The 22,625-nt window shown below is 67.5% G+C and carries 20 protein-coding genes; 16 read left to right on the top strand and 4 right to left on the bottom strand.

Features of this window, described 5'->3' with window-relative positions; translation table 11 throughout:
* Positions 1-61 precede the first annotated feature (61 nt).
* The 16 genes from ABD243_RS17735 (at position 62) to ABD243_RS17660 (ending at position 19,072) form a co-directional block, all read left to right on the top strand.
* The gene (locus tag ABD243_RS17735) at positions 62-1,141 is read left to right on the top strand and encodes a tRNA (adenine-N1)-methyltransferase (protein ID WP_344367685.1); all 1,080 of its coding nucleotides are present in this window, start codon (positions 62-64) and stop codon (positions 1,139-1,141) included.
* Between the two features lie 84 nt (positions 1,142-1,225).
* Positions 1,226-3,037: a proteasome ATPase gene (gene arc, locus ABD243_RS17730; RefSeq protein WP_344367684.1), complete on the top strand. Its 1,812-nt coding sequence runs from the start codon at positions 1,226-1,228 to the stop codon at positions 3,035-3,037.
* Positions 3,034-4,707 carry a depupylase/deamidase Dop gene (gene dop, locus ABD243_RS17725; RefSeq protein ID WP_425547242.1) on the top strand — a complete coding sequence of 558 codons (1,674 nt, stop codon included), beginning with the start codon at positions 3,034-3,036 and terminating at the stop codon, positions 4,705-4,707. Before arc ends, dop begins: the two co-directional genes overlap by 4 nt.
* 92 nt (positions 4,708-4,799) lie before the next feature.
* Entirely contained in the window at positions 4,800-5,003 is a 204-nt protein-coding gene (locus ABD243_RS17720) for a ubiquitin-like protein Pup (RefSeq protein ID WP_026266331.1), read from the top strand.
* A gap of 84 nt (positions 5,004-5,087) precedes the next feature.
* On the top strand, positions 5,088-5,921 hold the full coding sequence (prcB, locus tag ABD243_RS17715) for a proteasome subunit beta (protein WP_091254259.1): 834 nt from the start codon (positions 5,088-5,090) through the stop codon (positions 5,919-5,921).
* Position 5,922: 1 nt separating this feature from the next.
* Complete coding sequence (gene prcA / locus ABD243_RS17710) at positions 5,923-6,630, top strand: proteasome subunit alpha (protein ID WP_091254221.1); 708 nt, start codon at positions 5,923-5,925, stop codon at positions 6,628-6,630.
* A 1-nt stretch (position 6,631) separates the two neighbouring features.
* Positions 6,632-7,996: a Pup--protein ligase gene (pafA, locus tag ABD243_RS17705; RefSeq protein WP_344367683.1), complete on the top strand. Its 1,365-nt coding sequence runs from the start codon at positions 6,632-6,634 to the stop codon at positions 7,994-7,996.
* A 111-nt stretch (positions 7,997-8,107) separates the two neighbouring features.
* Complete coding sequence (locus ABD243_RS17700) at positions 8,108-9,043, top strand: FKBP-type peptidyl-prolyl cis-trans isomerase (RefSeq protein WP_344367682.1); 936 nt, start codon at positions 8,108-8,110, stop codon at positions 9,041-9,043.
* Positions 9,044-9,083: 40 nt separating this feature from the next.
* Positions 9,084-9,479 (top strand): FKBP-type peptidyl-prolyl cis-trans isomerase, encoded by a 396-nt coding sequence (locus ABD243_RS17695; RefSeq protein WP_091254229.1) that lies wholly within the window; start codon positions 9,084-9,086, stop codon positions 9,477-9,479.
* A 159-nt stretch (positions 9,480-9,638) separates the two neighbouring features.
* Positions 9,639-11,669 carry a helix-turn-helix transcriptional regulator gene (locus ABD243_RS17690; RefSeq protein ID WP_344367681.1) on the top strand — a complete coding sequence of 677 codons (2,031 nt, stop codon included), beginning with the start codon at positions 9,639-9,641 and terminating at the stop codon, positions 11,667-11,669.
* Between the two features lie 5 nt (positions 11,670-11,674).
* On the top strand, positions 11,675-12,031 hold the full coding sequence (locus tag ABD243_RS17685; protein WP_344367680.1) for a hypothetical protein: 357 nt from the start codon (positions 11,675-11,677) through the stop codon (positions 12,029-12,031).
* A 35-nt stretch (positions 12,032-12,066) separates the two neighbouring features.
* Complete coding sequence (gene tatA, locus ABD243_RS17680; RefSeq protein WP_344367679.1) at positions 12,067-12,336, top strand: Sec-independent protein translocase subunit TatA; 270 nt, start codon at positions 12,067-12,069, stop codon at positions 12,334-12,336.
* Between the two features lie 48 nt (positions 12,337-12,384).
* Positions 12,385-13,179 (top strand): twin-arginine translocase subunit TatC, encoded by a 795-nt coding sequence (tatC, locus tag ABD243_RS17675; protein WP_344368079.1) that lies wholly within the window; start codon positions 12,385-12,387, stop codon positions 13,177-13,179.
* Between the two features lie 24 nt (positions 13,180-13,203).
* A complete protein-coding gene (locus ABD243_RS17670) occupies positions 13,204-16,113 on the top strand; it encodes a DEAD/DEAH box helicase (protein WP_344367678.1) in 2,910 nt (969 codons plus the stop codon).
* A 105-nt stretch (positions 16,114-16,218) separates the two neighbouring features.
* Positions 16,219-17,895, top strand: a complete 1,677-nt coding sequence (locus ABD243_RS17665) for an amidohydrolase (RefSeq protein ID WP_344367676.1) — start codon at positions 16,219-16,221, stop codon at positions 17,893-17,895.
* A gap of 442 nt (positions 17,896-18,337) precedes the next feature.
* Positions 18,338-19,072, top strand: a complete 735-nt coding sequence (locus ABD243_RS17660; RefSeq protein ID WP_091256196.1) for a polyprenol monophosphomannose synthase — start codon at positions 18,338-18,340, stop codon at positions 19,070-19,072.
* Positions 19,073-19,183: 111 nt separating this feature from the next.
* Here the strand turns inward: ABD243_RS17660 and ABD243_RS17655 are convergent, their stop codons facing one another.
* From ABD243_RS17655 to ABD243_RS17640, 4 genes are all read right to left on the bottom strand, one after another.
* Positions 19,184-19,531, bottom strand: coding sequence for an RNA polymerase-binding protein RbpA (locus ABD243_RS17655; protein WP_026266329.1), 348 nt, complete (start codon positions 19,529-19,531; stop codon positions 19,184-19,186).
* Between the two features lie 414 nt (positions 19,532-19,945).
* Positions 19,946-20,917: an SPFH domain-containing protein gene (locus tag ABD243_RS17650; RefSeq protein ID WP_344367675.1), complete on the bottom strand. Its 972-nt coding sequence runs from the start codon at positions 20,915-20,917 to the stop codon at positions 19,946-19,948.
* Positions 20,918-21,015: 98 nt separating this feature from the next.
* Positions 21,016-21,477 (bottom strand): NfeD family protein, encoded by a 462-nt coding sequence (locus tag ABD243_RS17645; protein ID WP_344367674.1) that lies wholly within the window; start codon positions 21,475-21,477, stop codon positions 21,016-21,018.
* A gap of 206 nt (positions 21,478-21,683) precedes the next feature.
* The gene (locus ABD243_RS17640) at positions 21,684-22,607 is read right to left on the bottom strand and encodes a putative RNA methyltransferase (protein ID WP_344367673.1); all 924 of its coding nucleotides are present in this window, start codon (positions 22,605-22,607) and stop codon (positions 21,684-21,686) included.
* Positions 22,608-22,625 lie beyond the last annotated feature (18 nt).

The following is a 22,625-nucleotide window of genomic DNA, read 5'->3' as shown; positions in this document are numbered from 1 at the left end:
GGACCGGTGCCCGCCGGCATGTCCGCGGCCACACAGCTTTACAGGAGCGAGGAACATTTTCATGAGCAGCGATACTGCCGCCACCGCCGCCGCAGGCATTAACACAGCCGCAGCCACTGGCACCGCCGATGCAGGCACTAGTACTGCCGCGACCGGTGCTGCACGCCGCCGCGGACCGTTCCGCGAGGGCGAGCGGGTGCAGCTCACGGACGAGCGCGGACGCATGAACACGATCACGCTCGAGGTCGGCGGAGCCTTCCACACCCACCGCGGCTTCCTGAACCATGACGAGATCATCGGCAAGCCCGACGGCTCCGTCGTCGTGAACAACGTCGGACAGCAGTACCAGACCCTGCGCCCGCTGCTTTCGGACTTCGTGCTCTCGATGCCGCGCGGCGCCGCCGTCGTATACCCCAAGGACGCCGGCCAGATCGTCACGATGGCGGACATCTTCCCCGGCGCCCGCGTCGTTGAAGCCGGTGTCGGTTCGGGCGCCCTGTCCATCTCCCTGCTTCGCGCGGTGGGGGACAACGGCTACCTGCACTCCTTCGAGCGCCGCCAGGAATTCGCCGATATTGCCCGCGGCAACGTTGAGACCATCTTCGGCGGCCCGCACCCGGCCTGGAAGATCTCCCTCGGAGACTTCCAGGAAGAAGTGGTTCGCACCGAAGAGCCGGGATCCGTGGACCGGGTGGTTCTGGACATGCTCGCCCCGTGGGAATGCCTCGACGCCGTCGCCACGGTCCTGGCGCCGGGCGGGGTCTGGATCAATTATGTCGCGACTGTGACGCAGCTTTCGCGGACAGCCGAAGCCATCCGCGCCGACGGCCGCTTCACCGAGCCCGACGCGTGGGAATCCATGGTCCGCGGCTGGCACCTCGAAGGCCTGGCCGTGCGCCCGGACCACCGCATGGTCGCCCACACAGGCTTCCTGCTGGTCACCCGCCGGCTCGCCGACGGCGTCACGGGAATCTCCGTGAAGCGCCGCCCGTCCAAGACCGATTTCAACGAAGAAGACGTCAACGCCTGGACTCCCGGCGCCGTCGGCGAACGCGCTGTCTCGGACAAGAAGCTGCGTCGCGCCGCCCGTGACGCAATCGCCGGAACAAACGTCGTGGACACCCCGGAGATAACGAACTAGGCAGCATATTTCGGATGTCTCCAGCGGCACCCGCCTTCTTAGGGCTAAGGTCTTAATAGAAGAGCAGGAAGGGGCTGATGCACGATGGAGACTCCGAACACTGACCCGGGCCGCACACCGGCCGAGGACGCAGCGGATGCTGCCGCACGGGCGGACGCGTCTCGGGCCGCTGCCGGCGAGGGGGAGCGGTACGCCGCCAATGAACTCTCCGTCGCCGAGCGGCAGGTCAATATCCTCCGGGACAAGCTCCGGCACATTGACCGCCAGCTCGCCGCGGCCACGCAAAACAACTCAAAGCTTGTCAGCATGCTGGAGACCGCCAAGGCGGAGATCCTGCGGCTCAAGAACGCCCTCGACCAGGAGGGACAGCCGCCGTACAGCTTCGGCACCATCCTTCAGCTGAACCCGAAGCGTCAGCCGACCGCCGGGAACAGCGGCCAGGCGGCCACTGAGGAATCGGTCGATATCTTCAACGCCGGCCGCAAAATGCGCGTGGGGATCAGCCCGCTGGTGAACATCAACCAGCTGGCAGTCGGCCAGGAAGTCCTCCTGAACGAGGCCCTGATGGTGGTCGCCGGGCTCGGCTACGAGCGCGCCGGGGACCTGGTCACCCTGAAGGAGATGCTGGGGACGGACCGCGCCCTGGTGGTGGGCCGGGCCGACGAGGAACGGGTCATCCGGCTCTCCGGGGCCCTGCTCGCCCAGCGGCTCCGGGTCGGCGACGCCCTCTCTATCGATTCCCGCACCGGTTACGCCCTGGAGAAGATCCCGCGCTCTGAGGTCGAAAACCTCGTGCTGGAGGAAGTCCCGGACATCACCTACCAGGACATCGGCGGTCTCGGCCCGCAGATCGAACAGATCCGCGACGCCGTCGAACTGCCGTTCCTGCACCCCGACCTCTACCGCGAGCACGGACTCAAGGCCCCCAAGGGAATCCTGCTGTACGGCCCGCCGGGCTGCGGCAAGACCCTGATCGCCAAAGCCGTGGCCAACTCGCTGGCCGCCCGGGCCGCCGAACGTGCCGGCAAGACGGACATGAAGAGCTACTTCCTGAACATCAAGGGACCCGAGCTCCTGGACAAGTACGTCGGCGAGACGGAGCGGCACATCCGCCTGATTTTCGCGCGCGCCCGCGAAAAGGCCTCCGAGGGCAGCCCCGTGGTCGTGTTCTTCGACGAAATGGATTCGCTGTTCCGCACCCGCGGCACCGGCATCTCCTCCGACGTCGAAACCACGATCGTTCCGCAGCTCCTCAGCGAGATCGACGGCGTCGAACGGCTGGACAACGTGATCGTGATCGGCGCCTCCAACCGCGAAGACATGATCGATCCGGCGATTCTGCGCCCGGGCCGCCTGGACGTCAAGGTCAAGATCCAGCGTCCCGACGCCGAGGCCGCCGCCGACATCTTCAACAAGTACATCACCACGGACCTGCCCTTCCACGAGTCCGACCTCGCCGAGCACAACGGCGACGTCCAGGCCACCGTGGACGCCATGGTCCAGCGGACCGTCGAGGCGATGTACTCCACCGAGAAGTCCAACGAATACCTCGAGGTGACCTACGCCAACGGCGACACCGAAATGCTCTACTTCAAGGACTTCAATTCCGGCGCCGTGGTGCAGAACGTCGTGGACCGGGCCAAGAAGTACGCCATCAAGGACCTGCTGACCATCGGGCAGAAAGGCCTGCGCATCGATCACCTGCTCCGGGCGGTCGTGGATGAGTTCCGTGAGCACGAGGACATGCCCAACACCACCAACCCGGACGACTGGGCACGGATCTCCGGCAAGAAGGGTGAGCGCATCACATACATCCGCACCATCGTCCAGGGCAAGGCCGGCCAGGAGCCCGGGAAGTCCATCGAGACGATGCCCAGCACAGGGCAGTACCTGTGACGGCTGGTGTCCCGGGACGGCCGGCCGACACGGCCGGCGGCCTGCCCGTCGGCGGTGCGATGCGGGTGATGGGCTCGGAGACCGAGTACGGCATCCACGCGCCGTCGGCCCCCGGCGCCAACGCCACCATGATGTCTGCCCGCGTCATCCAGGCATACGCCCAGGTCACGCGGCAGCGGGCGGCCGGCGGGGCCGAAACCCGGTGGGACTACACCGACGAAGAGCCGTTGCACGACGCCCGCGGCTGGACCTTGGAGCGCAGCAGCGCGGACCCCGAACAGCTCACCGACCAGCCTCCGGTCCTGGACGCCGAGGCCATAGCCCTCGCCTACGGCCGTCAGGAGCTGGAGGCCGACGGCGAGGACGAGGCCGGCACGCTGCTGATGAACATGGTGCTGGGCAACGGGGCACGGTTGTACGTCGACCACGCCCATCCGGAGTACTCCAGCCCCGAGGTCACCAACCCGCGCGCCGCCGTCACATGGGACGCCGCCGGAGACCTCGTGGCGCTGGCCGCCGTCCGCCGCCTCGCCGCCGACCCCGAGCTGCCGCCGGTCAACCTCTACAAGAACAACACGGACAACAAGTCCGTCTCCTACGGTTCGCACGAGAACTACCTCATGCCCCGCTCCGTGCCGTTCGGCGAGATCGTTCGCGGGCTCACCCCGTTCTTCGTCACCCGGCAGATCATCTGCGGCGCCGGCCGCGTGGGCCTCGGGCAGGACAGCTCCCGGCCGGGGTACCAGATCAGCCAGCGGGCCGACTTCTTCGAAACCGAAGTGGGACTGGAAACCACTATCCGCCGGCCCATCATCAACACACGGGACGAACCCCACGCCACCGCGGACAAGTACCGCCGGCTCCACGTCATCATCGGTGACGCCAACCTCAGCCAGGCATCCAACTTCCTCAAGTTCGGCACCACCGCGATGGTCCTGAGCCTGATCGAGGCCGGCCTGGCGCCCCGGATTGAGGTTCACGAGCCCGTCGCGGCCCTGCAGACGGTCAGCCACGACACCTCGCTGACCGCGATGCTGCGCCTGAGCGACGGGCGGCGGATCACCGCCCTGGACCTGCAATGGATCTATTTCGAGGCCGCCTCCAAACACGCTCAGGACACCGGCGTTGCGGATGCCGTGGACGGTGACGGGCACACCCACGAGGTCCTGGAACGCTGGTCCGGCACCTTGAGCGAACTCGGCGGTGACCGGGCGGCGGCCGCCTCCTCCGTGGAATGGCTTGCCAAACTGTCCCTGCTGGAGGGCTACCGCCAGCGCGACGGCCTCGAGTGGGACAATGCCCGACTGGGCCTCGTGGACCTGCAGTGGGCCGACATCCGCCCCGAAAAAGGGCTCTACTACCGCCTGCTGGCCCGCGACCGGATGCAACGGATCGTGGACGACGCCGCGATCGGCCGCGCGGTGACCGAACCGCCATCGGACACGCGCGCGTACTTCCGCGGACGCTGCGTCAGCCGTTTCGGCGCCGACCTTGCGGGAGCGAGCTGGGACTCGGTGATCTTCGATCTTCCCGGCCGCGGCCGGCTCCAGCGGGTCCCCACCCGGGAGCCGCTGCGCGGAACCGAAGCCCTCACCGGCGGCCTCTTCGCCCGGCACCGGGAGGCCGGGACGTTCCTGGCCGAGCTGCTGGGACTCAGCCCCGGTTCCTAGGAACAAAAGGCCCCCGCGGGCGCCCCGCGCGTGGCACTATTGCTACAGGATGTCCCTTACGAGAAAAAGGGACGGACATGAAGGAGAGAACAATGGCAGGCCAGGAGCAGCAGCAGCCGCAGTCGCGGGACACCGAGGTTGACGAGGACGTCCCCGCCGCGCCGCCGGCCCCCGCAGACGCCCAGGCATCGGCAGCCACCCAGGGCGTTGACGATCTCCTCGACGAGATCGACGGCGTGCTGGAATCCAATGCCGAGGAGTTCGTCCGCGCATTCGTCCAAAAGGGCGGCCAGTAGGAGCGCCGCCGGCCGCCGGATGAGGGCGGCAGGAGGGGCTAAGAGCCGGAAGAGTCGTTGATCCACCACGTTGAGGGAGCGTCAGTGCAGGAAACAACAGCCAACCGCGTAGCAGCCAACGCGACATCCTCATTCACTGAGCATCTGCAGCGTGAGCGGCCCGACCTAATGCCCTTCGGCCACATGCCTTTCAACCAGCTGCCCGCCGCCGGCCAGGCCGCAGCACCCCTCCAGGCCCCGCACGGCACCACGATTGTGGCGATGAGCTACGCCGGGGGAGTGCTGATGGCCGGCGACCGACGCGCCACGATGGGCAACGTCATCGCGAGCCGGCACATCGAGAAAGTCTTCCCCGCCGACCAGTACTCCGTACTGGGCATCGCCGGAACCGCCGGAATCGCCCTCGACATCACCCGGCTGTTCCAGGTTGAGCTGGAGCACTACGAGAAGATCGAAGGCACGCTCCTGAGCCTGGACGGCAAGGCGAACCGGCTCGGCGCCATGGTCCGGGGCAACCTGCCCATGGCGATGCAGGGCCTCGCCGTCGTCCCCCTGTTCGCGGGGTTCGACCGGCCCGCCGGCTTTGGCAGGCTCTTCTCCTACGACGTCACGGGCGGCCGCTACGAGGAACAGGAACACCATGCCGTGGGATCCGGCTCGATGTTCGCCCGCGGCGCGCTGAAGAAACTCTGGCGCCCCGGGCTCTCGGAGCAGGATGCCGTGGCGGTCGCCGTCGAGGCACTCTACGACGCCGCCGACGACGACTCCGCCACCGGCGGACCCGACCCGGTCCGGCAACTGTGGCCGGTGGTCTACGTGGTGAACCGGACGGGCGCCGTCCGGGTCCCGGACCGCGACCTCGCCGCCGTGGCCGGCCGCATCATCGAATCCCGGGCCGTCGCCCAGCGGGAGGCCTAAGATGACGCAACAGTTTTATGTATCCCCCGAACAGCTGATGAAGGACCGTGCGGACTTCGCACGGAAGGGCATCGCCCGCGGACGCTCGGTGGTGGTCATCAGCTGCAAGGACGGGATTGCCCTCGTGGCGGAGAACCCGTCCCCGTCACTGCACAAGATCGGCGAGATCTACGACAAAATCGCGTTCGCCGCCGTCGGAAAATACAACGAGTTCGAGAGCCTGCGACAGGCCGGGGTGCGGTACGCCGACGTCCGCGGCTACTCCTACGACCGTGAAGACGTCACGGCCCGCGGCCTGGCCAGCGTCTACGCCCAGAGCCTCGGAGCGGTGTTCACGGCCGAGCAGAAACCCTTCGAGGTGGAACTGGCCGTCGCCGAAGTCGCCCAGACCCAGGAGGCGGACCACCTCTACCGGCTGACATTTGACGGGTCCATCGCCGATGAACACGGCTTCATCGTGATGGGCGGGCAGGCGGACAAGGTGTCCGAGGCTGTTGCGGCGGGCTGGCAGGGCGAACTCGACTTCGCCGGAGCCATCCGGCTGGCCCTCGCCGGGCTCGTCGCGGACAAGGAAACAACCACCCTGCCGGCGTCCGCGCTGGAAGTTGCGGTACTGGACCGCGGTTCGGAAACCGGCCGCGGCACCCGCCGGGCGTTCAGGCGGCTCGAGGACGCGGACATCGTGGCACTGCTGGCTGAGGAGAAGTGAGATGGACAAGCGCATATTCGGCATCGAAACCGAATTCGGAATTTCCTATTCAAGCCCGGAATCCCGGCCGCTCGCGCCGGAGGAAGTCGCCCGCTACCTCTTCCGCAAGGTGGTCAGCTGGGGACGGTCCTCCAACGTCTTCCTGACCAACGGCTCGCGCCTCTACCTGGATGTCGGATCCCACCCCGAGTACGCCACGGCCGAGTGCGACGACCTCGCCCAACTGATCGCGCACGACCGCGCCGGGGAACTGATCCTATGTGACCTCGTGGACGAGGCCCAGGAACGGCTGGCGGCCGAGGGCTTCAACGGCACCGTCTACCTGTTCAAGAACAACACCGACTCGGCCGGAAACTCCTACGGCAGCCACGAAAACTACCTCATCCCGCGCCGCGGGGAATTTTCCCGGCTCGCCGAGATCCTGATCCCGTTCCTCGTGACGCGCCAGCTGATCGCCGGGGCCGGCAAAATCCTCAAGACCCCGCATGGGGCCACCTTCGCCTTCTCCCAGCGGGCCGACCACATCTGGGAGGGCGTGTCCTCGGCCACCACCCGCTCCCGGCCCATCATCAACACCCGGGACGAGCCGCACGCGGATGCCGAGTTCTACCGGCGCCTGCACGTGATCGTGGGCGACTCCAACATGTCCGAAACCACGGCCCTGCTCAAGATCGGCACGGTGGACCTGATCCTGCGGATGATCGAGGCCGGGGTGATCATGCGCGACATGCGGATGGAGAACCCGATCCGCAGCATCCGGGAAATCTCACACGACCTCAGCGGCCGGGCCCTGGTGCGGCTAGCCAACGGCCGGCAGCTCACGGCCTTGGAGATCCAGCGCGAGTACCTGAGCAAGGTGACCGCGTTTGTGGCCGAAAACGGTGCCCACAACGCCCACGTGCCGCTCATCCTTGACCTGTGGGAGCGCACCCTGGATGCGATCGAAAGCGGTGACACCAGCACGATCGACACCGAAGTGGACTGGGCCATCAAGAAGAAGCTCATGGACAACTACAGCGAACGGCACGGCCTGGGGCTCGACGCCCCCCGGATCGCGCAGCTTGACCTGACCTACCACGACATCTCCCGCAGCCGTGGCCTCTTCTACCTGCTCCAGGCCCGCGGGGCCACCCGCCGGGTAGTGGACGACACCACAGTCAAGGACGCGGTGGACGCCCCGCCGCAGACCACCCGGGCCAAACTCCGCGGCGACTTCGTCCGGCGCGCCCAGGAACTGGGCCGTGACTACACCGTGGACTGGGTTCATCTGAAGCTCAACGACCGCGCCCACCAGACCATCCTGTGCAAGGATCCGTTCCGGAGCGTGGACGAGCGGGTCGATGCCCTGCTGGACTCGATGGGCTGATACCCAGCTTTGCACGTTATTCTGAGGTAGGGCCGCCTTGCGGCCGCCGCTTTCTTTGCCCCGGGAAACCGAACGGCACTGAGTCCACCCTGCCTCGACGAAAGTTTCCAAGTGCGCCGACTACTTGCAATTCTTCTGCCCGGACTGCTGCTGCTGACCGCCTGTGGCGGCAGCGAAGCGCCCCCGGCGCCGGAACCCACCAGCCAGTCCGCGGGTGAGACCGCCAAGCTGGACTCGGTCAAACTCACGGAGAACGGCGACAAGAAGGCCCCCGGTGTTGAATTCACCAAGCCGCTCGACGTCAAGGAACCCACTGTCAAAGTGGTTACCGAGGGCAGCGGCGACCGGGTGAAAGCCAACCAGATCGCCGACATCTCGATCGTGGCCTTCAACGGCACGGACGGCTCCACCCTCGAAGACACGTTCCCGAACGATCCCGAGCCGCTGGAGCTGAACGACGAGCTCAAGACCAGCAGCCCCGTGATCTACAACGCTTTCGTGGGCGCCAAGGTGGGCTCCCACATTGCCCTGGCCGTCCCCGGCCAGGCCGCAGCCGAAGGCACCGAGGCCAAGCCCACGCAGCTCCTGATCGTCAAGGTGCTCTCCGCCAAGGACGCCCCGCCGGTCCTGGACAAGCCGCAGGGCGACGCCGTCACCCCGCCGGCCGGACTGCCGACCGTCAAGGAAAACGACAAGGGCGTTCCGGAGATCTCCGTTGCAGGCGTCCCGGCACCGACCGCGCTGATCTCCCAGGACCTCATCACCGGCAAGGGCCAGGCCGTCAAGGATTCCGACACCATCACAGTCAACTACGTGGGCGTTGCCCTCGCGACCGGCAAGGTGTTCGATTCCAGCTTTGACCGCGGCCAGAAGGCCACCTTCCCGCTCACCGGCGTCATCAAGGGCTGGACCCAGGGCCTGACCGGCAAGACGGTCGGCTCGCGCGTCCTTTTGGTGGTCCCGAAGGACCTCGCCTACGGTGATCAGGGCCAAGGCGACGCCAAGGGCGACCTCGTCTTCGTCGTCGACATCCTCGGCGTCAAGTAATCCACCGCATTCACCACACGTCACCCCCAAAGGAGCAACCATGTCATTTGGACAGCGCAACCTCGACCGCGAAAAGCCGGAAATCGACTTCCCCCAAGGAGACGTCCCCACCGAACTGGTCATCACGGACCTGATCGAAGGCGACGGCGCCGAGGCCAAGGCCGGCGACACCGTTTCCACCCACTACGTGGGCGTCGCCTGGTCCACCGGTGAAGAATTCGACGCGTCCTGGGGCCGCGGCGCGCCGCTGGACTTCCGGGTCGGCGTCGGCCAGGTCATCCAGGGCTGGGACCAGGGACTCCTCGGCATGAAGGTCGGCGGCCGCCGCCGCCTCGAGATCCCCTCCGAGCTTGCCTACGGTTCGCGTGGCGCCGGCGGGGCGATCGGCCCCAACGAGGCCTTGATCTTCGTCGTAGACCTCGTCGCCGTCCGCTAAGGGACGCCGAGCACCACTAGCAGGGCCGGCTGCATCAGCAGACTGAACCGGCACCTGATCACCCCCTTGGGGCGCAAGCGCGGTAACAATCGGAAAAGTTCTTCCGGCTGTTGCCGCGCTTTCGTCTTTTTCGGGGATCGGCTTTAGTAGCCTTGCGGGGTGTCCGCCTCACGTACAGAACGCCTCCTGAACCTGCTCATTGCCCTGCTCAATACCAAGTACGGCCTGCGCCGCAGCGAGCTGCGCGCAAAGGTCTACCGCGACACCACGAGCAGTGATGTCGCGTTCGGCCGCATGTTCGAACGCGACAAAGGAGAGCTGCGCCAGTTTGGCTTCGATGTTGAGGCCGTGACGGACCAGGGCTGGGGCTCCGACGACCCGGCCACCACCCGGTACCGGATCGGCAAGGAATCGAACCGGCTCCCGGACGTCAGCCTCACCCCCGAAGAGTGCACGGTGCTGATCCTCGCGGCGCAGCTCTGGGAGCAAGCCGCGCTCGGCTCCGCCGCCGTCGACGCGGTCCGCAAGCTGCAGGCCGCCGGCGGCCTCGTCGACGCCGAACTCCCCGTCGGGGTCCAGCCGCGCATCCGACCTGCCGGACAGGCGTTCGAGGACCTGGTGGCCGCCATGCACGCACAGCACCCGGTCAGCTTCAGCTACCTGGCCGGCAGCACCGGCAAGGAGCAGGAACGCCTCGTGGAGCCCTGGGGCCTCGGCAGCCGCTTCGGCCAGTGGTACCTCGTGGGCCACGACCGGGACCGTGGGGACAAGCGGTTCTTCCGGCTGTCCCGGCTGACCTCCGCCGTGACAGTGCTGGACAAGGAGAGCTTCACCCCGCCGGCCGGGTTCAACGTCCGCGCCGAACTGGCGGGCCTGGCCGAGCTGCCGCTGCAGACCGCCGTCGTCGACGTCGACCAAGGACGGCTGCTCGGCCTGCGCAAACGCGCCCTGTCAGGGCCCGCCGCCCCGGAAGCCGGTGCCGCCCTCGAAGCCGGGGAGCAGCCTGCGGCGGGACGGGACCGCCTTACGGTGCCCTTCCGCGACGCCGAAACGCTGGGCGAGGAGCTCGCCTCCTACGGTCCCCGGGCCGTCGTGGTGTCGCCGCCCGAACTCGCCGCCGCCGTCCGCCGCCGCCTCGCCGCGGCCGCAGCGTTCGCCGCCGCGCCGGTCCCGGAGGTGGCCTTCCCGGAGGCCGGCCGCGCCGCCCGGCCCCGAAAACGCACGTCCGAGGACCAGCTCAAGCGGATGCTGCAACTGGTTCCCTTCCTGGTCCACAACCAGGGGCTGCACATCAGCGAGGTCGCCGCCCGTTTCGGAATCACCCGCAAGGCCCTCGAGGACGATCTGCGCATCCTGATCTGCTCGGGCCTGCCGGAAGGCTACCCCGACGATCTGCTGGACATTCAGTGGGACGATGACCACGTCTTCATTACCCAGGACCTGGACCTGACCCGCCCGGTACGTTTCACCGTGGACGAGGCCTGCGCGCTCCTGACGGGCCTGGAGACGCTCAACGGCCTGCCCGAGCTGGCCGGAGGCGGCGCGCTCGAATCGGTGACGCTCAAGCTCATGGCCGCGGCGGGGGAGGAGGGGCTCAAAGCGGCCGCGCTCTCCGGCCCCGAGGTGGCCCCCGGCAACTCCGCCACCTTGGAGACCGCCCGCGCCGCGATCCGGTCCGGCGCGCAGCTTCATTTGAAGTACTTCTCCCCGCAGCGCGACAGCGTCTCCGAACGCGACGTGGACCCCCTGCGACTGTATTCGCTCGACAACACGTGGTACCTCGAGGCTTACTGCCACTTGGCCGGGGGCCTGCGCAACTTCCGCCTGGACAGGATTGAGGATCTCACCCCCAACGGGCGCCCGGCAGCCGAAACGGCGACACCGGCGGACAGCTTCCCGGTAAAGCTGTTCACACCGAACGACGACGACACGTTGGTGGTGGTGCAACTTGCCCCCCGCGGCACCGGCCTCGCCGACGACTACTATGCCGAACGGACCGCCGCCCTGCCTGATGGCGGCCTGCTGGCCGAGATCCGGTTCGGCAGCACGGACTGGCTGCCGATGTTCGTCTCCCAGCACGGAGGCATGGTGCGGATCCTGCAGCCGGCCACCCTCGCCGAGGCGTCGCGGCAGTGGCTCGCCGCCGCCCTGACGCAATACGAGGACTTACCGGACCTCCCGATAGACTAATCAGCATGCCTTGGTGGTCCTGGATCCTGATCTGGATAGCGCTCGTCGCGCTTTCGCTGTTGTTCTATGGCGTGCTCGGCGTGCGGTTGTACCGGCAAGCCACCACCGCGCTCAGGGAACTCGGTGAAGCCATGGACCGGTTTTCCCGCCTTCCGTCACCCGCTGAAGATGGCGCCGGCGCCTCGGGCGGCGCGGCCCCTCAACCGGTACCCGGTGGCGCCGTTTTTGCCTCGCCTGCCCGGATGCGTCATGATTACGACGCATCCAAGCTCGCCCGGCAGGACGCCCGCCGGCTGCGCCGCATCCAGCGCAAGAAGGAACGCGGGCAGCCCCAGGCGCTGCGCGACATCGAATTGGGTTAGACGTAGGATGTATTCAAACGAAAGGACCTCCTGACATGAGGCTTGAAGGCTGGCATCTCATCATCATTATCGTTCTGGCATTGGTGCTGTTCGCTGCACCGAAGCTGCCGGGCATGGCCCGCAGCCTGGGCCAGTCGATGCGCATTTTCAAGTCGGAAGTCCGGGAAATGAAGAAGGACGGCACCTCCGACGCCAAGGACGGCTCCGAGCCGGTGGAGGGCCGGGTTGTTAACCACCCGCAGGCCGCCGCCCCGGAAAGCCGCACGGGCGACGGAACCGACGTTCCGCCGTCGACCCGCGCCTAAGTCCGCATGGCAGTAACCATGAGCCGTCGATCAAACCCCGAGGGGAGGATGGCGCTCCTTGACCACCTGAAAGAGCTGCGCAACCGGCTCTTCAAGGCGGCAATCGCCGTCGTCATCGGGACGGTGGCGGGCTTCCTCGTCTACCAGCCGTTTCTGGCTGCGCTGACCAAGCCGATCCGGGACCTGAACGAACAGCAGGGCCGGCAGGCGACGCTGAACTTTGACGGGGTCGCGAGCTCGTTCGACCTCATGATCCAGGTATCCGTGTTCCTGGGCCTGATCATCGCCAGCCCCGTCTGGCTTTACCAGCTCTGGGCCTTCATCGTGCCCGGGCTGCACAAGAAGGAACGCCGCATCGCCCTGTCGTTCGTGGCAGCGGCCGTGCCGTTGTTCGTCGGCGGTGTCCTGCTGGCCTGGCTCGTGCTGCCCAACGCGGTGCGCGTGCTGACCGAATTCACGCCGGCGGGCGGCTCCAACTTCATCAGCGCCCAGGTCTACCTGACCTTTGTCCTGCGGCTGCTGCTGGCCTTCGGCATCGCCTTCCTCCTGCCGGTGGTCCTGGTCGGGCTGAACCTGGCCGGCATCGTCAAGGGCCAGCAACTTCTCAAAAGCTGGCGGATCACCGTGTTCCTGGTCTGCCTTTTCGCCGCCATGGCGGCTCCCGGCGCCGACGCCACGAGCATGTTCTACCTCGCCGTCCCCATGCTGGCCCTGTTCTTCGCCGCGATCGGGCTGTGCATGCTCAACGACCGCCGGCGCGAACGACGCGCCGTCAAACGCGCCGCTGAGACCGAAGCCACCGCGGACCAGGCCACCCCAAGTTCCGAGCTGGAGAATCTCTAGGCCTTCGCGCATTAGGCTGGAAGCATGTCGTCACACCCCGGGCCGGAGTCGCCGTCCGAACGTTACCGCGCCAGCGTCGAGCGGGCCGCCGAAGCCAAGACCTACCTGGGGGGTTTCATCCGCTCCCTGGAATTCGAACTCGATGAGTTCCAGCGCGAGGCATGCCTGTCCCTGCAGGCCGGCCGTGGCGTGCTCGTGGCCGCCCCCACCGGGGCCGGGAAGACGATCGTGGGCGAGTTCGCCATCTACCTGGCCCTCCAGCGCGGGCTCAAGGCTTTCTACACCACGCCCATCAAAGCCCTGAGCAACCAGAAGTACTCCGAACTGGCCGCCAAGTACGGTGCCGCCCAGGTGGGCCTCCTCACCGGCGATACGAGCATCAACGGCGACGCACCCGTGGTGGTCATGACCACCGAAGTGCTCCGCAACATGCTCTACGCGGATTCGGACACGTTGGATGACCTTGGTTTCGTCGTCATGGACGAGGTCCACTACCTGGCCGACCGCTTCCGCGGCGCCGTGTGGGAGGAAGTCATCATCCACCTGCCCAGCGAGGTCCAGGTGGCCTCCCTGAGTGCCACGGTCTCCAACGCCGAGGAGTTCGGCGCGTGGCTCGATACCGTGCGCGGACAGACAGACGTGATCGTCTCCGAGCACCGCCCAGTGCCCTTGTGGCAGCACGTCATGGTGGGCCGGAAGATCGTGGACCTGTTTGCCGGCGATACCAGCTTCGACGAGATCGCACCGGCCGGTGAGGGCACTGGCAGTGAGGCGGCTGCCACTGCTGTGACAGCGACCGCCGTGACGGCAGAGGTGCCCGGGCGGCCCGGATTCGAGGTCAACCCGGAGCTGCTCTCCATGGCACGGGCCGAGAGCCAGATGAATTTCCGCGGCCGCTTCGGCCATGGCGGCCGGAACCAGCGCCGCCAGCAGCGTGGCCAGCGGGACGAACCCCAGGGCGGCCAGCGCAGCCCGGTGCGGAAGGCCAGCCGACCCCAGGTCATCGCCAGCCTGGACCGGCAGGACCTCCTGCCGGCCATCACGTTCATCTTCTCTCGGGCCGGCTGCGACGCGGCCGTGGCGCAGTGCGTCTCCGCCGGGCTCTGGCTGACCAATGAGCGCGAGCAGCAGATCATCGCCCAGCGCGTTGACGAAGCTGCCCAGGACATCCCCTCGGATGATCTCGATGTGCTCGGCTTCTGGAGCTGGCGGGACGGCCTGCTGCGCGGACTCGCCGCGCACCATGCCGGCATGCTGCCGACGTTCAAGGAGGTCGTGGAGAAGCTGTTCGTCGACGGCCTGGTCAAGGCCGTCTTCGCCACCGAAACGCTCGCCCTGGGCGTCAACATGCCGGCGCGCTGCGTCGTGCTGGAGAAGCTGGACAAGTTCAACGGCGAGGCGCACGTCAACATCACGGCGGGGGAGTACACCCAGCTGACGGGCCGTGCAGGCCGCCGGGGCATCGACGTCGAGGGCCACGCGGTGGTGCTGTGGCAGCCCGGCACCGATCCGGCCGCCGTCGCCGGTCTCGCCTCACGCCGGACGTACCCGCTGAACTCAAGCTTCCGTCCCACCTATAACATGTCCATCAACCTCCTGGCGCAGTTCGGCCGGCCGCGCGCCCGGGAAATCCTCGAATCGTCCTTTGCGCAGTTCCAGGCCGACCGGTCGGTGGTGGGACTGGCCCGGCAGGTCCGGAGCCGGGAGGAGTCCCTCGAGGGGTTCAGCAAGTCCATGACCTGCCACCTGGGCGACTTCACCGAGTACGCCCGGTTGCGGCGCGCGCTGGCCGACGCCGAGAAGATGGCGTCCAGGAGCAGCTCCCGGGCGGTGAAGTCGCTCACGGAGGACTCCCTGAGCCGTTTGCTTCCTGGCGACGTGGTGGATGTTCCCTCCGGAAAGTCGCCGGGCCTGGCGGTGGTGCTCAGCTCCGACCACGAATCCAGGGAGCCCCGCCCTGCCGTCATGACGCTGGACAACCAGCTCCGCCGGATCGGCCTGCAGGACGTCGAGGGTCCGTTGTCGCCCATCACGCGGATCAGGATTCCCAAGTCCTTCAACGCCAAGGTCCCCAAGTCGCGCCGCGACCTGGCGTCCTCGGTGCGCAACGCCATCCGCGAGCACCGTCCGCCGGCGCCGCCGCGCCGCGACGAGGACTTCGGCCGGTCTGCGGCCGCGCCCAACCAGGAGAAACGGATCGCTGAGTTGCGCAGGGAGCTCCGCGCCCACCCGTGCCACGGCTGCAGCGAACGTGAGGACCACGCCCGCTGGTCCGAACGCTGGTGGAAGCTCCGCCAGGAGACGGACGGGCTGATTCGTCAGATCCAGGGCCGGACCAACACCATCGCCAAGACATTCGACCGTGTGTGCGGCGTCCTGACGAGCTACGGCTACCTGGAAACCTCGGACACCGGCGTGCTGTCCATCAGCCCGGACGGTCAGCGGCTGCGGCGGATTTACGGCGAAAAGGACCTGCTGATCTCGCAGTCCCTGCGGATGGGTGCATTCAATGACCTCGACGCCGCCGAGATCACCGCCCTGGCCAGTGTGCTCGTCTACCAGGCCAAGCGCGAGGACCGCGGCTTGCGGCCCAAGATGCCGAGCATCTCGCTGGAATCCGCCGTCGATACGGTGGTGCGCGAGTGGTCAGCCCTTGAGGACGTGGAGGAGGCCAACAAGCTGCCGCTCACCGGTGAGCCCGAACTCGGGCTGGTCTGGCCGATCTTCAAATGGGCCAAGGGCCGGCACCTCCAGGACGTGCTCAGCGGCACCGACCTGGCCGCAGGCGACTTTGTCCGCTGGGTCAAACAGGTCATTGACCTTTTGGACCAGCTCGCCGACATCCCGACCCTCGACCCCCGGATTGCGCGGCTCTGTGCGGAGGCGATCAAGCTCATCAAACGCGGCGTCGTCGCCTATTCCTCAGTGGCCTAGGCTGCTGGCCGTACCGGGCCGCTCGCTGGCCCGCTAACGCGGCCTGCCAAGACTTTTAAACCCGCCGGCGCCACGCCGGCCACCGTTACAAGGAGTTACCGACCCATGACCGATTCGCCGGCTGCCGCAGCCCGCAAAGTCACGCTGTACCGCAACGGCTCCGTCTACACGGCGGCCGACCCTTCCGCGACCGCGATGCTGGTCGACGGCGATACCGTCGCCTGGGTCGGTTCCGAACAGGCTGCCACCTCCATTGCGGACTCTTCGATGGAGGTGATCGATCTGCAGGGCGCGCTGCTCGCCCCCGGTTTCGTCGACTCCCACGTCCACCTGACGGAAGCTGGTATCGCGCTCGATTCGCTGCAGCTGGCGGGCGTGCGCTCCGCTGCTGAACTGCTCGACGCCGTCTCCGCCTCCAGCGCCTCCGCCTCCAGCGCGGGCGGTACCGTGCTAGGCCACGGCTGGGACGAGACCACCTGGACCAACCCCGCGCTGCCCAGCCGGGAGGAAATCGAACGTGCCGCCGGCGGTCGCAAGGTCTACCTGGCCCGTGTGGATGCCCACTCGGCCCTCGTGTCCAGCTCCCTGGCGGCATCGGCGGGGCTGGAAGGGCTCGACGGCTTCGCCGCCGACAGCCAGGTCAAGCGCGGCGCCCACACCGCGGCCCGCCAGGTGGCCCGCCAGCTGCCGGCGGACACCCTGCGCGGCTACCAGCGGCGCGCCCTCGCCGAGGCGGCCGCGAACGGATACGTGGCCCTCGCGGAGATGGCCGCTCCGCACATCGGGACGGTTGAGGACCTGCGGGTCGCCGCGGGCTGGAACAGAGCCTCCGGCGCAGTGGTCGATGCCGCGCATCCGGTGCCGGAGATCCTGCCCTATTGGGGCGAGCTGGCCACCTCCGAGGACCACGCCCGGTCCATCCTTGACGGGCTGGGCGTCCCGGTTCTGGGCCTTGCCGGCGACCTCAACATCGACGGCTCGATCGGCTCACGGACCGCGTCCCTGCGTGCCGACTACGCGGACGCGCCGGGGGAGCGCGGCAGCCAGTACCTCTCCGTGGCCGAGGCGGCCGCCCACCTTGCGGCGTGCTCGCTCCTGGGCGTTCAGGCCGGCTTCCACGTGATCGGTGACGCCGGCCTGGACGCAGCCCTGGATGCCCTCGACCTGGCCGCTGCCGAGGTGGGCGAACAGCGCGTCCGCGCCGCGGGGCACCGCTTCGAGCACGTCGAGCTCGCGGATCCCGCGGCAATCACCCGGCTGGCCCGCTACTCCGTCACCGTCAGCGCCCAGCCGGTCTTCGACGCGCTGTGGGGCGGCGGGGACAGCCTGTACCAGCAGCGCCTCGGCGACCGCAGGCTGGGCATGAACGCTTTTGCAAGCCTTTACGCGGCCGGTGTGCCGATCTGCTTCGGCAGCGACACCCCCGTCACGCCGCTACGGCCGTGGTCCAGCGTGCGGGCGTGCCTGGAGCACACCAACCCGGCGGAGCGGATCTCGGCCCGCGCCGCGTTCCTTGGCCACACCCGGGCCGGCTGGCGGGCAGCCCGCTACCGCAACCCGATGGCCGGGCAGCTGGTGCCCGGGGCCCCGGCCAGCTTCGCGGTCTGGGAGGTCGAGGAACTCATGGTCCAGGTTGCCGACGGCCGGGTGCAGTCCTGGAGCACCGACCCGCGGGCCCGCACGCCGCTCCTGCCGGCACTGGATACGGGCACGGACCCCGTCTGCCTCCAGACGGTGCGCGACGGCCAGGAACTCTATGCCAGCGGTGCGCTCGGCGCCTGACCGTACGGGCGACGCATACAGCCGGCTGCCCAGAAACATTGACCCGCGGACCCCTGCCCTGAGCTGGGGCGATGGATGAAACGGCAGGTCACGGCTCGGTTGACAGATTGGGGCACCGCCGTAGCATTGAGGGTCAACGGAGGGTTGCGTACGGCGCAGGCTCCGCAGTCCCCGGTCCATTCCAGGTTGCCGCACCCGCGGGAGCTTTACTGGTCATGACCACGGGCACCCCGAGGGGGCGGGTCTACTCCGCAGCAGAAAACGGTTCCGGCGCCGAAATTTTCAGGCCTGCCGGTACTGGCCCGAAGCGGGTGGACCTGCCCGGGGCCGCCATGCGGCCCGTCACGCGCGTGCGACTCCCTATAATGGGAAGTTGCGCCTGAAAGTCTTCGACGATTCTCTGCCGGCGCACCGACTGCTCCCTTCAAGGAAAGGCCTCGCTGTGCGTGTCCTCACCATCATCCCCACCTATAACGAGCTGGAATCGTTGCCCAAGACGCTCGGTCGCCTGCGCACAGCCGTGCCTGCCTCCGATGTGCTGGTTGTCGACGACAACAGCCCGGACGGCACAGGACAGCTGGCGGACCGCATGGCCGCCGACGACAGCCAGATCCACGTCCTGCACCGGGCCGGTAAGGCAGGGCTCGGCGCCGCGTACATCGCAGGCTTCAAGTGGGGCCTGGATGCCGGCTACGACATCCTTGTGGAGATGGACGCCGACGGCTCGCACCAGCCCGAGCAGCTGCCCCAGCTGATCGAGGCCGTGGAGCAGGGCGCGGACCTCGCCATGGGCTCACGCTGGGTTCCCGGCGGCAGCGTCGTCAACTGGCCGCTCTACCGGCAGGCCATCAGCCGGGTCGGCAGCACGTACGCCCGGATCATGCTGGGCGTTAAGATCAAGGACGTCACCGGCGGCTTCCGTGCCTTCCGCCGGACGACGCTCGAGAAGCTGAACCTGGATGCGGTGGACTCGGTCGGCTACGGCTTCCAGGTGGACCTGGCCTGGCGCGTGGCCAAGCTCGGCCTGACGATCGTGGAACGCCCCATCACCTTTGTTGAGCGTGAACTCGGGGCCTCGAAGATGAGCGGCAACATTGTCATCGAAGCCATGATCAACGTCACGAAGTGGGGCCTGACTGCCCGCTGGAACAAGCTCAGGGGCAAGAAGGACGCCTAGCGGCCCGGACGGCACCGTCCCGGAAGCAGACCGCCCACGAGAAAGGACCGGGCCCGCATCACTAGTGATGCGGGCCCGGTCCTTTTTTAGCCGGTGGTATCAGCTGGCCGTCTAGGCCGACCGGCGTTCGCCGCGGCGTTCGCGCAGGATCGTGAGACGGTCTTCGAGGATCTGCTCAAGCTCGGGGAGGCTACGGCGTTCCAGCAGCATGTCCCAGTGCGTGCGCACTGCCTTTTCGTTGCTGTTGACGGGGCGTTCGCCGTCCACCAGCAAGGCCTCCTTGCCCGTCTTCGAAACCCAAACCGGGGGGATTTCGGCTTCCGAGGAGAACGTCACAAACACCTGCTCGCCGTCCTCGCAACGGTATTCAACCCGCTGGCGCGGAGCCGGTTCGACGCCGGATTCGGTCTCCATGCTCTGTGCGCCAAGGCGCATACCCCGCAGGCTGCGATCGCTCATCTTTTCTCCCTCTATTCGGTTCGCAGGGTCCAGCCCTGCGTTATCCGGGGACCGTCAGGCGCCGGACTTATGGTTGCACTGTGCTGTACCGCGAGTGGCCCGCTGACCGGGCCGGATGACAGTCACCAGTGACAAAAACTGTTTGGCACGTCATTGGAATCAACGCTGTACGAAGCGTTTTTGTTCCGGACGGCTGTACCGGCCGGACAAATACCCAAGTATACGGCAGTGGTGCACACGAGGTAAAGCGAGTAGCCGGGCGGCGCGGACCACGTAAGGAGTACCCGCCTGCCTGGTCCGGCCTTAAACGGCGGGCCCCACGGCCGGGCCTCAATGACCGGGCCATGGGGCCTGCGGGGGCTGCCTTGAACCGTGATGCGGGTGGTGCCCGAGGATCCGGAAGGTGCCGGGCGCCTAGGCCTTGCTTCCCGGGGTGTCGACCCCGCCGGGCGCGGCCAGCGTTTCGGCATCCGACGACGTCGCCGTCGGGGGAGCTGGAGCCGGGACCGGAGCTGGTCCGGTACCCAGGACGCTCCCGATCCCCTTGAGTGCGTCGCCGACCTCGCTGGGAATGATCCACAGCTTGTTCGACGAGCCCTCGGCGATCTTCGGGAGGGTCTGGAGGTATTGGTAGGCCAGCAGCTTCGGGTCGGGGTTGCCCTTATGGATGGCGTCGAAGACCTTCTGGATGGCCTGCGCCTCGCCGTCGGCCCGCAGGATCGCCGCCTTGGCGTCGCCTTCGGCCTTCAGGATGGAGGACTGGCGCTGGCCTTCGGCGGTGAGGATGGCCGATTGTTTGGTTCCCTCCGCGGTCAGGATGGCGGCGCGGCGGTCGCGTTCGGCCCGCATCTGCTTCTCCATCGAGTCCTGGATCGAGTGGGGCGGATCGATGGCTTTGAGCTCCACCCGGGAGACGCGGATGCCCCATCGTCCCGTCGCCTCGTCGAGCACTCCGCGGAGCTGGCCGTTGATCTGGTCGCGCGATGTCAGCGCTTCCTCGAGGTTGAGCCCGCCGACCACATTGCGCAGTGTTGTGGTGGTGAGCTGCTCCACGGCCTGGATGTAGTTCGCGATCTCATAGGTGGCGGCGCGGGCATCGGTGACTTGGAAGTACACCACGGTGTCGATCGAGACCACCAGGTTGTCCTCGGTGATGACGGGCTGCGGCGGGAAGGAAACCACCTGCTCGCGCAGGTCCAGCAGCGGCAGCAGGCGGTCCACGAACGGAATGAGCAGGGTGAGGCCGGGATTCAGGGTGCGTTGGTATTTGCCCAGCCGTTCAACGACGCCGGCCCGGGCTTGCGGAATGATCCGGACCGACCGGACCAGCACAATAATTACGAACGCAATCAGTACCAGCAGCACAATTGCGATTGCGATATCCATACATCACCTATTCCCCAGTTGTTTGATTTTGGTGTCGCTGTGGCAGATCCGCGGCGGTGCGGCCCGCTGCCGGTGCCGCAGGATGTCCTGCCGCCTCTTTATTGGATGGCCGATTCCGGCTGCGGGGCCACGATCGCCGTGGCACCCTCGATGGCGCTGACCACGGCCGGCTGGCCTGGCGCGAGCACCCCGGATTCGGACCGTGCGCTCCAGACGTCCCCGCCAATCTTGACGAGGCCGCCGGTCTCGCTCACTGCCTCCATGACGAGGGCGGATTCGCCGATAAGTCTTTCGATGTTGCTGCGCTGGTCCGCCGGGCCCTTGTGGAGGTGCTTGAGGGCCACCGGCCGGACAAAGCCGATCATCAGCAGGGACACAACGCAGAAGGCGATGATCTGCAGCCACAGATCGGCGCCGGCGAAGTCCGCCACCAATCCGGCGAGGGCACCTCCGCCGAGCATGATGAAGAACAGGTCCAGGGTGAGCATCTCGACCACGGCAAACAGGAGGAACAGGGTGAGCCACAGCGCCCACCAGTTCTCGACCAGCCATACAGACATCAATTCCCCCTTGAGTTCCGGGAGCTGGAAGCACAGCTCCTCAGTAACTGTCTTTCCATCCTAAACTGAAGGGCAACGACTGGACCCGGGCGCCGAAAATTGGTGGACAACGTGGCCAAGTCGTTACGTGCCGGGCTGATTCCCCGCCCCGGGGACGGGTTCAGCGGTGCGGACGCGGTGAAGGCGTGCCGCGGCGCCGCGCCGGGTCAGCTCGCGGGAACCGGTTCGAAGACGCTGATCCGGAATCGGGCCGAGACGGCGGTGCGCGGCGGAAGTCCGGCCTCAAGCGCCGCGAGGGCGCTCCGGTCCAGATGGTGTCCCGCCGGACCCATCAGGGCGAGGTTGGTGACGTCGCGCGGGCTCAGGGAGAGAGCCAGGTCCAGATCCCGGGTTCCGGCGGGAGCGAAGTGCGTGCCCAGGGATGCCGCGAGCCGCTCGTCCTTGGCCGGCTCGATCCCCAGCATGCCGGTCTGTCCGGCGATCTCGGCCAGGTGGCCGGGCCGGGGCGTGACCACCACGAGGCGGCCGCCGGGCCGGAGCACCCGGGCGAACTCCGGCGCGTTGCGCGGCGCAAAGACCACCGTAACGACGTCGACGGCGTTGTCCTGGACCGGCAGAGGCTGCCAGACGTCCCCGGCCACGTTGAGGGCTTCCGGGTTCATCCTGGCGGCGCGGCGCAGCGCGAACTTCGAAATGTCCAGACCGATGGCCGCAGCCGAAACACTACCCGCCGGAGGGCGCTCGGGGTCCGCCCCCTCCGATTCAGCCCTGTCCTGGTCAAACCTGTCCAGCAGTGTCCTGAGGTAGTGACCTGTGCCCGTTCCGGCATCCAGCACCGTGGGCCGCCCGCCCGGTGAAGCTGCGAGCGCCGGTAAGGCCACCTCGGCAACGGCATCGGCCAGCGGCTGATAGTGCCCTGCGGAGAGGAAGTCGAAGCGGGCCGCGACCATGTCCGCGCTGTCCGCCTCAAATACCGTCCCCTTGCCGACCAGAAAGTTGAAGTACCCCTGCTTGGCGGCATCGAAGCTGTGGCCGGCGCCGCACTGCAGGGTCGGGGCGCCAGCGTCGCTGGACCGGAGGCTGGTCCTGCACACCGGGCACAGCAGGGGGAAGTCGGGGGCGGGAGGCATACCTTCATCCTAAGCGCG

Origin of the sequence: Arthrobacter humicola, assembly GCF_039531445.1 — a bacterium.
Lineage (GTDB): Bacteria > Actinomycetota > Actinomycetes > Actinomycetales > Micrococcaceae > Arthrobacter > Arthrobacter humicola.
This window is presented reverse-complemented; position numbering and strand designations above follow the sequence as displayed.